Source organism: Photobacterium sp. WH24, from assembly GCF_019204055.1.
Lineage (GTDB): Bacteria > Pseudomonadota > Gammaproteobacteria > Enterobacterales > Vibrionaceae > Photobacterium > Photobacterium arenosum.
In genome coordinates, this window is record NZ_JAGSOZ010000006.1 from 20,102 (window position 1) to 33,855 (window position 13,754).

The window sequence follows — 13,754 nt, forward strand, 5'->3', positions numbered from 1 at the left end:
CTGAATCACATATTGGTACTTTCGAAGATTTTGTCGGCTGACGCTTCGACAAAGCCCGGATAAAGTTCCCCGTCCGCCTGATGGTAGCGCTTGGCAAACTCATAAAAACCACCGGGAATTGTGCGAACACCGTCGATGAAGGACACATCAACACGGTCAGCCATAGTGGATGACTGCTCCAGCATCACTGCCGGATTGCCTTTCACTTCGCCGCCGGCTTCATTAATGCTGAACCCGTTGTGGCGCAGCAAGCTGTTAACCGCCGCCACTTCCGTGAACTGCTCCAGCTGATTGACGCTTACCGTAAAGTGATTGGCGCCGTAACCGTGAGCGGCCACCCAGCCGGCATACTCGCTTTCCGCGGCCAGCATTTCATAGGTCGCAAAATCCAGCTCCCACAAACGGCCGTTATAGAGGAAAGACGCATCATCCATTGCACCGTCAGGGATCTGCTTTACCAGCGCACGCACCGTGTTCTGCAGTTGTGCAGAGCACTGACCAACCAGCAGTTCACTGATAAACACTTTCGGGGCAGCCGGATTAGGGTGCTCGAAGTGCTCCGCGTACAGTTTCTTCTGCTCGAAATGATAGATACCGCAAGGCTTGTAGCCAATGGCGATAAAAGGTGCAGCCAGAACATCCAGACTGACACCAGGCAGATTAAAGGTACGCAACGCAATATGATCATTCTGCAGAGGCTCTTCCTCTGTCAGCAGATCGTGTACCTGCGCCGCCGACGGGCAAAGACGGGTAGTAAAGTCCTGCCACAGGGCATCAAACAATTTTTCCACTCTTTCCATGATGCGGTTCCCCTTCGAAAATACGGGTTAAGTATGAATTACAGTTGGATCCCTGGAGACAGCTGGGCCGGCAATTCGGTTGCCTCACCTTCCATAGATGCCATTGGGTATGCACAATAATCCGCAGCGTAGTAAGCACTCGGACGCAAATTACCCGAGGCACCCGGACCACCGAACGGCGCATCGCCGCTGGCACCAGTCAACTGGCGGTTACGGTTGACGACGCCCGCACGGATATGATCAATAAAGTATTCCCACTCACTGTCGTCAGTAGAAACCAGACCGGCTGACAAGCCGTAACGGGTATTGTTCGCCATCTCGACCGCCTGAGGCAGTTCCTGATAACGCGCCACCTGCAGCAGCGGCCCGAAGTATTCTTCATCCGGCAGTTCGGCTATCTTGCTAACTTCAATGATGCCCGGAGTCACTATGGCGCCCTGACCGCGATCGGCTTTCAGCAGCGGCTCGCCGCCCATAGCAATCAGACGCTCCTGGGCTGCCACGATATTATCGGCAGCCAGGGTCGAAATTTGCGGGCCCATGAAAGGTTGCGGCTCGGCAAACGGACCGTCCACCTTAATGGCTTTGGCCGCTTCGACCAGCGCCGTAACCAGTGCATCACCTTCTGCCCCTTCAGGGACATAGAGGCGACGGGCACAGGTACAACGCTGTCCGGCACTGATGAAAGCCGACTGGATAATGGTGTACACAGTAGACTTCAGATCACCGTACGCCTTGGAGATAACCATAGGGTTGTTGCCGCCCATCTCCAGCGCCAGCATTTTACCCGGCTGGCCGGCAAACTGACGGTGCAGGATATGACCTGTATTAGCGCTACCGGTAAACAGCAGACCGTCAATACCGGCAGACTGTGCCAGGGCTTCACCGGTTGCACGTGCACCCTGAACCAGATTAAGCACACCGGCTGGCAGACCCGCCTGCTCCCATAATCTGATGGTTGCTTCCGCCACTTTTGGCGTCAGATCAGAAGGCTTAAACACCACAGTGTTCCCCGCCAGCAGCGCAGGTACAATATGGCCATTTGGCAGGTGACCGGGGAAATTATACGGACCGAAAACGGCCATCACGCCCAGCGGACGGTGACGCAGTACAGCTTTGGTACCTGCCACGTCTTTTTCACGCTCGCCGGTACGCTCATTGTAAGCACGCAGAGAAATGGCAATCTTACCCACCATGGCACCGGCTTCAGTACGCGTTTCCCACAGCGGTTTGCCGGTTTCTTCGGCAATAGTGCGGGCAATGTGCTCGCTGTTGTCTTTGACCAGGGCAGCGAAGCGCTCAACGATAGCCTGACGCTCTTCCAGACGGGTATGACGCCAGGTAACCAGTGCCTGACGCGCGCTGGCCACAGCCTGCTCAACCTGCTCGGTTGTGGCACTCTTACCTTCCCAGATCACTTCACCGCTGAATGGGTTCAGCGACTGCATCGCTTCGCCCTGACCGGCTTGCCAGTTACCTGCTATCCATTGTGTCATTTTGTATTCCACCCTAGTTATTGAGCAATCAGGCGAACCTGATCCCCGTTTTTCACTTCTAACACCTTGGCCATTTCCGGAGAAATGATGGCCAGATTACGTTCACCATCCAGTGCCGCTTTACCTACCGTTGCACGGAAACCGGCAAAACGGGTATTACTGATGATGTAATTATGCGAGCTGTGATGTTCACCGATCTCAACCGTACAGCGCTGAGATGCACGGACCGACTCAATATGGCGAAGATCGCACTCCACCGTGGGGCCGGCATCAAAAATATCGACATAACCGCGGTTGACGAAACCTTCTGCTTCCAGCAATTTTAGCGCCGGGCGCGTATTGTCGTGTACCTGCCCAATCACGGCCTGGGCATCTTTGCTCAGCAGGTTGACGTAAATGGGCAATTTCGGCATCAGATCGGCAATAAATTCTTTCTTACCGATACCTGTCAGGTAATCGGCTTCGACAAAATCAATCGAGAAAAAGTGCTCTTTCAGCCATTCCCAGAACGGGGAATTTCCCTGCTCATCTGATACACCGCGCATTTCGGCAATCACAGTGTCAGAAAAACGGTGGCTGTGCTCGGCCAGCATAAGGAAACGGCACTTGGACAGCAGCTTACCGTTCAGTCCCTGACGCCACTGAGGACGCAGGAATAAGGTGCACAGTTCACTCACACCCGTGTAGTCATTACCGAACGTCAGTACCTTCAGCACTTTGTGCACATCCAGATGATGTGAATTATGGACCAGGGTGCTGAGGTGATAAGTATAGAATGGGTTATCCAGTCCGACTGCCGCTTCCAGGGCGGTCGTACCAGCAATTTCGCCTGTCTCAGTGTCTTCCGCCACCATGAGGTAGCCTTCCGGACCCGGTGCAGTGACGTCTTTATTAAAGCTTTCCACTGAATGCGCGATCCGATTGCTGAGGATCTCCTCATTAACCGGCAATGATGTGAAGCCGTGACCTGATTCGTCAGCGCACATCATCAGTGCAGGTAAATCAGCTTTTGTAATTGGACGTATAACCAGCATCGAACTCCCTCCTGATGCAGGTAGCAACACAGGTTGCTAACTCTGAATATCTGTAATTTCTTTCTCTTCTAAAAACTACCCCGGGCGACACCCGGGGCAGCAAGCAGGGCAAGCTATTGTGCCTGCCCTTGTCTTATTATTGGTTGTAAAGCTTGGCGATGGCACGTTCCAGACGGGCCAGACCTTCTTCGACATCCGATTTTTCAATCACCAGAGAAGGCGTGAAACGCACGACATTGGTACCGGCTACCAGCACCATCAGACCTTCTTCACCAGCAGCCAGCAGCACATCACGTGCACGGCCCTGCCACTCAGCATTCAGGGCTGCGCCCAGCAACAGGCCCTTACCGCGTACTTCAGCGAAGATAGGGTACTGAGCATTGATTTTCTCAATCCCGTCGCGGAACCATTGCTCACGCTCTTTAACACCGGCCAGTACTTCCGGCTTGCTGACTTCGTCAACCACAGCTTCTGCCACGGCACAGGCCAGCGGGTTACCGCCGTAAGTCGAACCGTGAGTACCGATTTTCAGGTGCTGTGCCAGCTCAGTGGTGGTCAGCATGGCACCAATCGGGAAACCGCCACCCAGCGATTTCGCTGTGCTCAGGATGTCAGGCGTCACGCCCAGACCCTGATACGCATAGAATTCACCGGTACGGCCGTTACCTGTTTGTACTTCATCGAAAACCAGCAGCGCGTTGTGCTTGTCACACAACTCACGCACACCCTGGATAAATTCCTGAGTCGGAGAGACGATACCGCCTTCACCTTGCAACGGCTCCATCATGACAGCACAGGTGCGGTCAGAGATGTGTGCTGCCAGCGCGTCCAGATCGTTGTAAGGCAGGTGTGTGACAGCCTGAGGCTTAGGACCGAAACCGTCAGAGTATGCCGCCTGACCACCTACGGTCACAGTGAAGAAAGTACGGCCGTGGAAACCTTGTTTAAAGGCGATGATTTCATCTTTTTCCGGACCGAATTTGTCGGCGGCATAACGGCGCGCCAGTTTCAGTGCGGCTTCGTTCGCTTCAGCACCAGAGTTGGCAAAGAAGACTTTCTCGGCAAAGCTGACTTCCGTCAGTTTTTTCGCCAGGCGCAGTGCCGGCTCATTGGTCATGACGTTGCTCAGGTGCCAAATTTTCTCACCCTGCTCTTTCAGTGCTGACACCATAGCCGGGTGGCAATGGCCCAAGCAGCTCACCGCGATACCACCGGCGAAATCGATGTACTCACGATCATCCTGGTCCCACACACGGGCACCTTTACCTTTCACCGGGATGATTTGCATTGGGGCATAACAAGGTACCATGACCTCATCAAAGGTTTGACGTCCTACTTTTTGATCCGTCGCCATTATACTTTCCTTCTGTGTATATCGCTTTGCGCATAGTATTTACATAATTTTAACCGATTCCAATAGCAGAAAATGTTTTTCCTTTGCGGAAAGTGCGTCATATAACTGCGATGGATACATATTTATGCGCGAGTAAGGAAAACTTATTAAGACGATTTTAAGGAAAGGTGTTTTTCCCTGTAGGAATCAATGCCCCTGTTCATGATTTGGCCAAATGCATAAGCTTGCGACAAAGGCCGGATGAATATTTTTCAGTCAATGTTAAGAAAAGTGATGCAGATCGCGCTTGTGAGACAGCCAAAATCGCTAAAAACACCCATTAGAAAGACTAATGGCTCATTAGCCAGGCCACATTTGACAAGGCCTGGCAGCGAAAAAAGAGAAAGAAAGGGGCAGATAACAAGAGAGGTAAAAGCCGGTTTCAGCGACGCAGAAAATTAGCCAGCAGCTGATGACCCTGCTCAGTAAGAATACTTTCCGGGTGGAACTGAACACCTTCCAGCGGCAAAGTGCGATGGCTGATGCCCATAATCTCATCCGGCTTGCCGTCTTTTTCTGTCCATGCCGTGACTTCGAAACAGTCAGGTAAGCTATCGGCCTGCACCACCAGCGAGTGATAACGGGTCACCGTCAGGGGATTATTCAGACCGCAAAACACACTGTGGTTATTGTGTCGCACCGGGGAGGTTTTGCCATGCATAACCTGCCGGGCGCGCACGACTTTGGCGCCAAAGACCTGCGCCATCGACTGATGTCCCAGGCAGACTCCCAGGATCGGCAGTTTGCCAGCAAAATGAGCAATCGCCGCCAGGGAAATACCGGCATCATCCGGGGTACACGGGCCAGGGGAGATCACCAGATGGGACGGCGCCAGCGCAGCAATCCCCGCCAGATCTATCTCATCATTACGGACCACCTTCACCTCAGCACCCAGCTCACAGAAATACTGGTACAGGTTGTAGGTAAAAGAGTCGTAATTATCAATGATCAACAGCATAAGTCTCCCTGCCCTGGCAAAATCGGCGCCCTATTTTGCAACAGGGAGGGAGAAAGGCAAGCAGGATTGCCTCCTGCCGGCCTTTTTAGCGCCAAAAGCGCAGGATCAGTGCTTCATCTGACAGCTGTCACCGTTATACACAGCTTTCAGGCGGCCGGTTAAGCGCAGCGGCGCGTAGCTGCAAGGCACTTCGAACACCCCGTAAGCCAGCAGGCTCAGGCTCACCTGATCGCCGGCAGCAATGCCGACATGGTTTAAGAACACATTGTCCTCCCGGTAGCGACGCTGCTTGCCCGGCATCAGCCATGTTTGTGTACTGTCCCAGTACCAGCGATTGAATACCGGATAAACGGGATGGGCACTCTTGTTTTTGAACGTCAGCTGAAACCGGCGCGGATCAGGCTGTGCATAGCGCAGGCTGACCACCACAGGATCATGGTCTGAGGCAGAAAAGGGCCCGGCCGATTTCACCAGATCCCCTGTGTGCTTATCTGAGTACTCAAACAAACTACTTTCGACCGAATTGATGTGCCACTCTTCAATACCCGCCACTTTCCCGGCCAGCGACAGGTTAGCCAGTGCGTGATCCAAACTGCCCAGCTCTCCCTCATAGCTGTAGGAATAAGCCGGCACGTCGTGGCCTTTGTCGGCCAGATTCACCAGGCCCAGCCCTTTGCCTGCTTCCACACCGTGCTCATGCAGCACTTTACCGGCTACCGAAGTGCCGGAAGCCGACAGTATCTTGCGCTCTGCACTGGCCGGATCATAGTCAGTCAGAATGCGGATAGGATCTTCCTTGGCGTACGCATTCATATCACCCAGCACCAGCAGATCACCCTCGATATTTTTCAGTGTCTCAGCCAGTACCATAGCGGCAGAGACCCGGAACGCATTACAGTGGCCCTGTAAATCAGCCGGATCGCTGTCAAATTCACCCCTGACCCAATCTTCGTAGCAACCTGAGCCTTTGGATTTCAGGTGATTCACCACCACGGTCAATGGCTGCGCGTCCGCCGCGCCTTGCACCGCGAAAGTCTGCATCAGGCTGTCACGCTGGTACTTATCCAGCTGTTTCGTCTCGCCCTGAGGACTCTCACCGGACAAGTGCTGCTCCGGCATCCGAATGACCTGCGCCGCTGACGCCGGCTGTACTTTGCCCGGACGGTAAATCAGCGCCACTGTGATGGCATCCGAGCCCAGAAACCGGCCCTGGTGCATGTCAGCCTGCTCAATAGTGATGAAGCTGTAGTGATCCGCCGGATCACTGAACTGCTGGTTCAGCGTGGTGACCAGATTGGCCAGCGCACTGTCATCACCAAAACCGTTATTTTCCACTTCCATGATACCGACGATATCGGCATTCATAGCAGTCAGCGCATTGACTATCTTGCTGCGCTGCAGCTGGAAATCACTCAGGGTGTTGGCACCACGGTTGCAGCCATTGGCCGCATCGGCATCGGCCTGATCTTTACACATCGCATTCAGCGCGCCGCCTATGTCACTGTCGCTGGTAAAGAAATTAAGCACGTTGAAACTGGCGACTTTCAGCTGCGTATCCGGCACCGCCTGCGGGGCCGGGGTACGATCGTCATGGTGGATAAAATCCGCTGCCGACAGGGTGTTAGTGGGCAGCAGACGGTACTCGCCGTAGCTGTAGCCAATCACCCCTTCAAGATTCACGACAGTGTCGCCCACCCGAATATAGCCCTGCTCGGCATCCAGTGCCGGAAAATAAGGCATCACGCCATCCGGCGCCTTGGCATCAGTATCAATGTAGAGCTGATTGCGGTCATTCGCTGCCGCCAGTGCTTTGGCTTGCTCGCTGCCGGCCACATAGAGCTGAGTGGGTTTCATTAGCGGCGCAGCGTGTGACAGCACCATATTGTTACGGTACGAGGAGTAATCAAAACCAAAATTGCGGGTCACTTTCAGCTGACTGTCTGTTACCAGCCGGACACGCATGCCTTCATAGCGTTCCATGGCATCAGCCAGCTGCTCACCGTCTCTGACGCTAATGGCAACAGGTGCCGGTACAACGCCCGGCGCTTCGATCACCAGCTTGTCCTGCTCGGCCAGCAACTGCGTCAGGTCGTAGTGCTCTTTAACCCTGGCTTTGAGACACACCGTCATTCCCGGCTGCACATCCGCCGCCACCTTAGTGCCGGTGTAGACAAAGATACCGTCAGAAGTGTCAGGGTTGTCATCACCCTGCGGATCCTGCATGAAGAAGCCTTTATAGAGGCTGTCCGTTTTGGCCGTCACCACCCCGCGCACGTAATAGGCCTCTGAGCTGGTGTACTGGCCGTCAGGGATCACTGGGCTCTTGAGGCCGTCTCCCTGAAGCTGATAAATCGGGGTCAGGGTTTGCGTGTCACAGCTAAAGGTGTCGGCCATTGCCTGCACAGGCAATAAGCCCACGGCAGCCGCCAATGGCAAAAGTGTGGTTCGTAGCATGTCTGCAATCCTTTACATTTATTGAGATCTATATCTAAAAAGGAATGCATTATTTAACACTTATACATCTCATAAATGTGACAGCATTAACAAACACTACACATATGCACCATATGACTTCATTTTAGTGATCTTACTCTAAAAAACAGCAGGGGTAATTTGCGGTAAACGGGCACAAAAAAAGCAGAAGGTGCTGCCTTCTGCTTACATTTGTACGCTTAATGAGATTTATGATTAAGGGCGGGCAACAAAACCCACGGCCTGGTAAACCTTCTTCAGCACCTCGGCGGCACGTGCAGAGGCTTTCTCGGCACCGGTTTTCATCACCTGATCCAGGAAAGCGCGATCTTCACGGTATGCGTGATAGCGCGCCTGAAGCGGCTCCAGCATCGCCACCACCGCTTCGGCGGTATCTTTCTTCAGATGGCCGTACATTTTATCGCTGTACTCGGCTTCAATGTCGGCCAGGCTCTTGCCTGTCACACCCGACATGATACCCATCAGGTTCGACACCCCAGGTTTATTTTCGATATCAAACACCACACGTGGTGGCTCTTCAGAATCGGTTACCGCACGCTTGATCTTCTTGGTGATCGCTTTCGGGTCTTCCAGCAGACCAATCACATTGTTGCGGTTGTCGTCTGACTTGGACATCTTCTTCAGCGGATCCTGCAGGCTCATTACACGCGCGCCAACTGGCGGAATGTAAGGCTCAGGCACCACAAAAGTATCGCCATACAGATTGTTGAAGCGAATCGCGATGTCACGAGCCAGCTCCAGGTGCTGCTTCTGGTCATTGCCCACAGGCACCTGATGCGCGCCGTACAGCAGGATATCTGCCGCCATCAGCACAGGATAAGAGAACAGGCCGGCATTGATGTTTTCCGAATGGCGCTGTGATTTGTCTTTAAACTGCGTCATACGGTTCAGCTCGCCCATCTGGGTGTAGCAGTTCAGCACCCAGGCCAGCTGAGCATGCTCACGGGCATGCGACTGAACGAACAAGGTGCTCTTTTCCGGGCTGACGCCCACCGCCAGACACAACGCCAGCGCATCCAGCGTGGCTTCACACAGCGCTGCCGGGTCCTGGCGGACTGTGATGGCATGCAGGTCCACCACACAGTAGTGGCAGTTGTACTCATCCTGCATTTGTTCCCACTGACGCAGCGCACCCATGTAGTTACCAATACTTAACTCACCGGAAGGCTGTACGCCACTAAATACAATGGGTTTACTCATGATGGGATATTCCTGTTTGTCCTAAACATATCCGGCGGCACCTATGCCGCCTGAAAACAATAAGTGACCGGCTAAACCTGACGCCGATCGAGTCAACGCTGCGATTAGGCGATAGCCACTACATCCAGCAACTGGCTGAACTGATCCAGCACCCGATCCGGGTGACTGTCACTGATCGGCAGGCCATAGTTGTAGCCATAAGTCAGGCCGACAACATAGCATGAGGCCGCCTGAGCCGCCAGAACATCATTACGGGAGTCGCCGACCATCAACATCTCGCTGCAACTCAGGCAATGTTTTTCCATCAGCCAGTGCAGCGCGTAAGGGTCCGGCTTTTTCTTCGGGAAGGTATCGCCGCCGATCACATCGGTAAAATACTGGCTGATCCCGTACTCTGCAAGAATATGCGGCACAAACTGTGAGGGTTTGTTGGTGACAATCGCCATAGGGATCCCTGCCTGATGCAGGGTTTCCAGCGTTTCTGTCACCCCCGGGTAGAGCACTGTCTTCTTGTGACCGCCTTCGCGATAAAAACGGTTAAACATCACCAGTGCTCTTTGATGCAGCTCGGGATCCAGCGCCGGGTCCAGTTCAATACTCTGACTCAGGGCGCGGCCAATCAGAGTCTCAGCACCATTGCCTATCCAGGTCTGGGTCTGCGCTTCGGTCACGCCGGGTAAGCCCAGCGCTTGCATGGTTTTATCAGCAGCGTCGGCAAGGTCCGGTACACTGTCGAGCAAGGTGCCGTCCAGATCAAACGCGATAAAGGTAATGCCTTCAATTTTCATTAACGCTTCACCTTGGCCAGTTCTGCCCGCATCTCGTCAATCACGGTTTTGTAATCCGACTGACCAAAAATCGCCGACCCGGCCACAAACATGTCAGCACCAGCCTGAGCGATTTCGCGGATATTCTCCACTTTCACCCCACCGTCAATTTCAAGCCGGATTTCACGGCCAGAGGCCTCAATCCGCTCGCGCACCATACGCAGCTTTTCCAAGGTATGCGGAATGAAAGACTGCCCGCCAAAACCCGGATTGACCGACATCAGCAAAATCATGTCCAGCTTGTCCATCACGTGGTCGAGATAATGCAGCGGCGTGCCCGGATTGAATACCACACCGGCCTGACAGCCGTGGTCTTTGATAAGTTGCAGGCTTCTGTCCAGGTGCTCGGTCGCCTCGGCATGAATGGTGATCATAGTCGCGCCGGCCTTGGCAAAATCCGGAATAATGCGATCCACCGGCTTGACCATCAAATGCACATCAATCGGCGCAGTAATGCCATAATCACGCAGCGCTTTACAGATGGGGGCACCAAAGGTGAGGTTAGGGACGTAGTGGTTATCCATAACATCAAAGTGGATAACATCGGCACCGGCGGCCAGCACTTTTTCAACGTCTTCACCCAAACGGGCAAAATCGGCAGACAAAATGGAGGGAGCGATCAGAAAATCCGTCATGTTCAGCCTCTGTACTTGAGTGGGTTCCCGCGCGGTATAGCTATACGGGGCAGTAAATGGGCAAAATTCTACCCGATATCCACCCCGATGTCTTACCGATTTGTTCCGCAGCCCTCTCTGTGTTTACAGGCTAAGCTAAAGCGTAAGGAAGCGCAGACGACAGGAGTTACTCATGAAGCACAAACCCGCATCAAAGAAAAACAACCTGTGGCGCAGCGTGGGCGCTGCTCTGCTGGGGGTTCAGTCCGATCACAGCCGGCAACAGGATTTCAGCCAGCCCAGTGCCCTGCCCTTCATTCTGGCAGGACTGGTCGCTATCTTTCTGTTTGTGGGAATGCTGGTGATCATCAGTCGTTTTGTGGCGGGCTGAACAGCGCCAGCAGCTCGTCCACTTTATTGCGGCCACCGCCGTTTCGGCTGATCGTGCGTTTTACCCGCACCACTGACAACGCCGCGCCGTGATACAGGCGGCGGGTCAGCGTAGTGTCGTGATTGGAAATCAGTACCGGAATGTCACGCTCTGTGGCGGCTTTTTCTGCCACATCGGCCAGTGCCGCCTGATCGTCCAGACTGAAACCATTACCGGCATAAGAGGTAAAATTGGCCGTTGTTGACAGCGGCGCATAAGGCGGATCGCAATAAATCACACTGCCTTTGCGGGCGCGGGAAAAGGTCTGGTGGTAGCCTTCACAGATAAAGGTCGCTTTTTTGGCCTTTTCCGCAAAGTGGTACATTTCTGCTTCCGGGAAGTAAGGCTTTTTATACGAACCAAACGGCACATTAAAGCCGCCTTTCTTGTTGTAACGGCACAAGCCATTAAAGCCATGGCGGTTCATATAGAGAAAATACAGGGAACGCAGGTAGGTATCCTGAGTCTGGTTAAACGCTTCGCGGATAGCCAGATAGGCACCTTTCTGGTTGTATTCCGGGGTGAAATACTGCCGAGCGTCTTCGATATAACGCTCGGGTTCATGCTTAATCACATTGTAAAGATTGATTAAATCCGGATTGATATCAGCCAGCAGATAGTCGTCGTAGTCCGTGTTAAGAAACACAGAGCCCGCACCGACAAAAGGTTCAACCAGTTTTCGTGCAGGTGGCAGATGTCGTCTGATGTCCTCGACCAGAGAAAACTTGCCTCCGGCCCATTTCAGAAAGGCACGCTGCTTTTTCATTTGGTTAACCTACCACCCATAACGACTGTCTTTTCAAAGGTGGCGGATTGTAACCTATTTCTCACCTGACCCATACTGCTTGGGGACAATTATCCCCCTAACAACTGAATTACTGCCGACCGGGCGCCATGCGGTTACTGAACCCGGTCGATTTCACGGTGAATCTGCGTATAAGATTTCACCCAAGGCTGCACCGATTGCACTTTCGCCGGTAACCGCGCCTGTGCCCGGCGGGCGGCAGCTACGCTGCTGTAATCACCGGTGACCACAATATACCAGCGCACGCCCTGCCGCTGGGTCTGATACACCTGGGCGGTATCTTCAATCCCGTATTCATTGAGGAAACTGCGGGTGGCGTCCAGCGAATGCATAGCGGCCAGCTGCAGCGCATAATGACGGCTATTGACCGACTTGAGGGTATCTTTATCTTCTGCCATTGCTGCCTGCAGGCCGGTCAGCTGCGGTGCTGTTGGAGCCGCGTCTGCCGTTGGCTCTGGCGTCGAAGCGGCGGCGGGAATGCCGGTTTCTCCCCCCTCAGCCGCGGGAGTATTAGCCGCCTGACTGAGAGCGCCCTGGGCTGCCACTGCCAGCTCGCCTGAGCCACCGGTTTCCTGCTCGGTGAGCATGGCATCCACCACATCCGATGGTACCACCACGCGCTGGCCTGCGGTATTGCTGCGGCCAACGGTCAATCCTTCAATCTTGACCGGCTCAGGTAAGATCTCCGCATTTGCCTCAGCAGGTGCGGACGACCCCGCTTCTGCTATCTGGCTATCGCTATTATCTGTGAGGCCAGCGGCTCCGCTGTCCGTTGCAAGTGGCAGCTCATCATGCTCATCCGGCAACACAGCCAGGCCATCAGCCGACTGCGCCAGCACTTCATCTGCTGCCGTCATATCCGGGCTGAGTGATTCCGTATCGGATTGAGATGATGCCGTCTGATCGGGGAAGTACCAGAACACCAGGCCGGCCGCCGCAATAACCAGCAACAACAGCAAGAGTGCGGCCGGGGAAAAAGCTCTGGAGCTTGTATTGGCCATATTCACCACCTCCGTGTGATTGAGTGCCGACAACGCGCCGGGTGTCGGCGCCACATCCTCCGCCTGCGCTTTGAGGGCCCGACGTTGGTTGGCATCGAGTGAATGGGTGGCCAGAACCAATTCCAGAAACGCCTGTACTTCCTGTTCAGACAGTAAGGGAATTTCCAGCTCCAGTGGCGTCTGTCCCTGACCATGAGAGACCTGATGCAAGGCTTTGGTTAACCGACCAGTCTGACTAAAGAGTAGTACATTCACCTGCCAGTCTGCTGAATCTTGTGCTTTCACCACCAGAGCCCACAGCTCGCCAATCAGTGCCGGACTGAGCATATGGGCATCATCGATCACAAGCAGCAGCTCGACCGGTTTTCCAGCCAGCAGACGCTCAACACTCTGGTGCAGGGGATCACTCTCGTTAAACACTGCGCCCGGGATCAGTTGGTTAAGCAATATGGTTCTGTGCTGGTTGTCATTCTGTGCCGGGTGACACATCAGCAAGGCCTGTCGGGTATTGTTAATACCGTCTGAGTCGGCCCATTGCTCAAGATACCGCTGCGCCAGCCAGGATTTACCGGCCCCGGGTTCGCCGCTGATTTGGATCAAATGGGAGCTGAATCGGGTCAGAAACTGTACCCGGGAAAGCAGTTGGATCTGGCTGTCCAGATCCAGAGACGTCAGAGAAGCGGCTATCGTCATGTATTATTAC

12 protein-coding genes are annotated in these 13,754 nt (G+C 54.0%); 1 reads left to right on the forward strand and 11 read right to left on the reverse strand.

The window, feature by feature from the left end:
• Nucleotides 1-5: 5 nt before the first annotated feature.
• The 9 genes from KCG43_RS08915 to rpe all read right to left on the reverse strand — a co-directional run bounded on the left by KCG43_RS08915 (nt 6) and on the right by rpe (nt 10,836).
• Nucleotides 6-800: a DUF1338 domain-containing protein gene (locus KCG43_RS08915; RefSeq protein ID WP_218384411.1), complete on the reverse strand. Its 795-nt coding sequence runs from the start codon at nt 798-800 to the stop codon at nt 6-8.
• 38 nt (nt 801-838) lie between these two features.
• Nucleotides 839-2,296 carry a succinylglutamate-semialdehyde dehydrogenase gene (astD, locus tag KCG43_RS08920; RefSeq protein WP_218384412.1) on the reverse strand — a complete coding sequence of 486 codons (1,458 nt, stop codon included), beginning with the start codon at nt 2,294-2,296 and terminating at the stop codon, nt 839-841.
• Nucleotides 2,297-2,313: 17 nt separating this feature from the next.
• Complete coding sequence (gene astA, locus KCG43_RS08925; protein ID WP_192015927.1) at nt 2,314-3,330, reverse strand: arginine N-succinyltransferase; 1,017 nt, start codon at nt 3,328-3,330, stop codon at nt 2,314-2,316.
• Nucleotides 3,331-3,466: 136 nt separating this feature from the next.
• Complete coding sequence (locus tag KCG43_RS08930; RefSeq protein ID WP_192015928.1) at nt 3,467-4,684, reverse strand: aspartate aminotransferase family protein; 1,218 nt, start codon at nt 4,682-4,684, stop codon at nt 3,467-3,469.
• Between the two features lie 421 nt (nt 4,685-5,105).
• Nucleotides 5,106-5,681 (reverse strand): aminodeoxychorismate/anthranilate synthase component II, encoded by a 576-nt coding sequence (locus KCG43_RS08935; protein WP_192015929.1) that lies wholly within the window; start codon nt 5,679-5,681, stop codon nt 5,106-5,108.
• 105 nt (nt 5,682-5,786) lie between these two features.
• Nucleotides 5,787-8,135 (reverse strand): ExeM/NucH family extracellular endonuclease, encoded by a 2,349-nt coding sequence (locus KCG43_RS08940; RefSeq protein WP_218384413.1) that lies wholly within the window; start codon nt 8,133-8,135, stop codon nt 5,787-5,789.
• Between the two features lie 234 nt (nt 8,136-8,369).
• Entirely contained in the window at nt 8,370-9,374 is a 1,005-nt protein-coding gene (trpS, locus tag KCG43_RS08945; protein ID WP_218384414.1) for a tryptophan--tRNA ligase, read from the reverse strand.
• A gap of 104 nt (nt 9,375-9,478) precedes the next feature.
• The gene (locus tag KCG43_RS08950; RefSeq protein ID WP_218384415.1) at nt 9,479-10,162 is read right to left on the reverse strand and encodes a phosphoglycolate phosphatase; all 684 of its coding nucleotides are present in this window, start codon (nt 10,160-10,162) and stop codon (nt 9,479-9,481) included.
• Nucleotides 10,162-10,836, reverse strand: a complete 675-nt coding sequence (gene rpe / locus KCG43_RS08955) for a ribulose-phosphate 3-epimerase (protein ID WP_218384416.1) — start codon at nt 10,834-10,836, stop codon at nt 10,162-10,164. The genes KCG43_RS08950 and rpe overlap by 1 nt, the downstream gene beginning before the upstream one ends.
• 172 nt (nt 10,837-11,008) lie before the next feature.
• On the opposite strand from rpe, the gene KCG43_RS08960 reads away from it, so the two are divergent.
• Nucleotides 11,009-11,206: a DUF2970 domain-containing protein gene (locus tag KCG43_RS08960; protein ID WP_192015934.1), complete on the forward strand. Its 198-nt coding sequence runs from the start codon at nt 11,009-11,011 to the stop codon at nt 11,204-11,206.
• Here the strand turns inward: KCG43_RS08960 and dam are convergent.
• A complete protein-coding gene (dam, locus tag KCG43_RS08965; RefSeq protein WP_192015935.1) occupies nt 11,184-12,011 on the reverse strand; it encodes an adenine-specific DNA-methyltransferase in 828 nt (275 codons plus the stop codon). The two genes, KCG43_RS08960 and dam, sit on opposite strands and share 23 nt — an antisense overlap.
• Nucleotides 12,012-12,145: 134 nt before the next feature.
• On the reverse strand, nt 12,146-13,744 hold the full coding sequence (locus KCG43_RS08970; RefSeq protein ID WP_218384418.1) for an AAA family ATPase: 1,599 nt from the start codon (nt 13,742-13,744) through the stop codon (nt 12,146-12,148).
• Between the last annotated feature and the right edge of the window lie 10 nt (nt 13,745-13,754).

Excerpts from the sequence above, each read along its gene's own strand:
- KCG43_RS08915 (WP_218384411.1), bottom strand. The coding sequence starts at position 800 with ATGGAAAGAGTGGAAAAATTGTTTGATGCCCTGTGGCAGGACTTTACT.
- astD (WP_218384412.1), bottom strand. The coding sequence starts at position 2,296 with ATGACACAATGGATAGCAGGTAACTGGCAAGCCGGTCAGGGCGAAGCG.
- astA (WP_192015927.1), bottom strand. The coding sequence starts at position 3,330 with ATGCTGGTTATACGTCCAATTACAAAAGCTGATTTACCTGCACTGATG.
- KCG43_RS08930 (WP_192015928.1), bottom strand. The coding sequence starts at position 4,684 with ATGGCGACGGATCAAAAAGTAGGACGTCAAACCTTTGATGAGGTCATG.
- KCG43_RS08935 (WP_192015929.1), bottom strand. The coding sequence starts at position 5,681 with ATGCTGTTGATCATTGATAATTACGACTCTTTTACCTACAACCTGTAC.
- KCG43_RS08940 (WP_218384413.1), bottom strand. The coding sequence starts at position 8,135 with ATGCTACGAACCACACTTTTGCCATTGGCGGCTGCCGTGGGCTTATTG.
- trpS (WP_218384414.1), bottom strand. The coding sequence starts at position 9,374 with ATGAGTAAACCCATTGTATTTAGTGGCGTACAGCCTTCCGGTGAGTTA.
- KCG43_RS08950 (WP_218384415.1), bottom strand. The coding sequence starts at position 10,162 with ATGAAAATTGAAGGCATTACCTTTATCGCGTTTGATCTGGACGGCACC.
- rpe (WP_218384416.1), bottom strand. The coding sequence starts at position 10,836 with ATGACGGATTTTCTGATCGCTCCCTCCATTTTGTCTGCCGATTTTGCC.
- KCG43_RS08960 (WP_192015934.1), top strand. The coding sequence starts at position 11,009 with ATGAAGCACAAACCCGCATCAAAGAAAAACAACCTGTGGCGCAGCGTG.
- dam (WP_192015935.1), bottom strand. The coding sequence starts at position 12,011 with ATGAAAAAGCAGCGTGCCTTTCTGAAATGGGCCGGAGGCAAGTTTTCT.
- KCG43_RS08970 (WP_218384418.1), bottom strand. The coding sequence starts at position 13,744 with ATGACGATAGCCGCTTCTCTGACGTCTCTGGATCTGGACAGCCAGATC.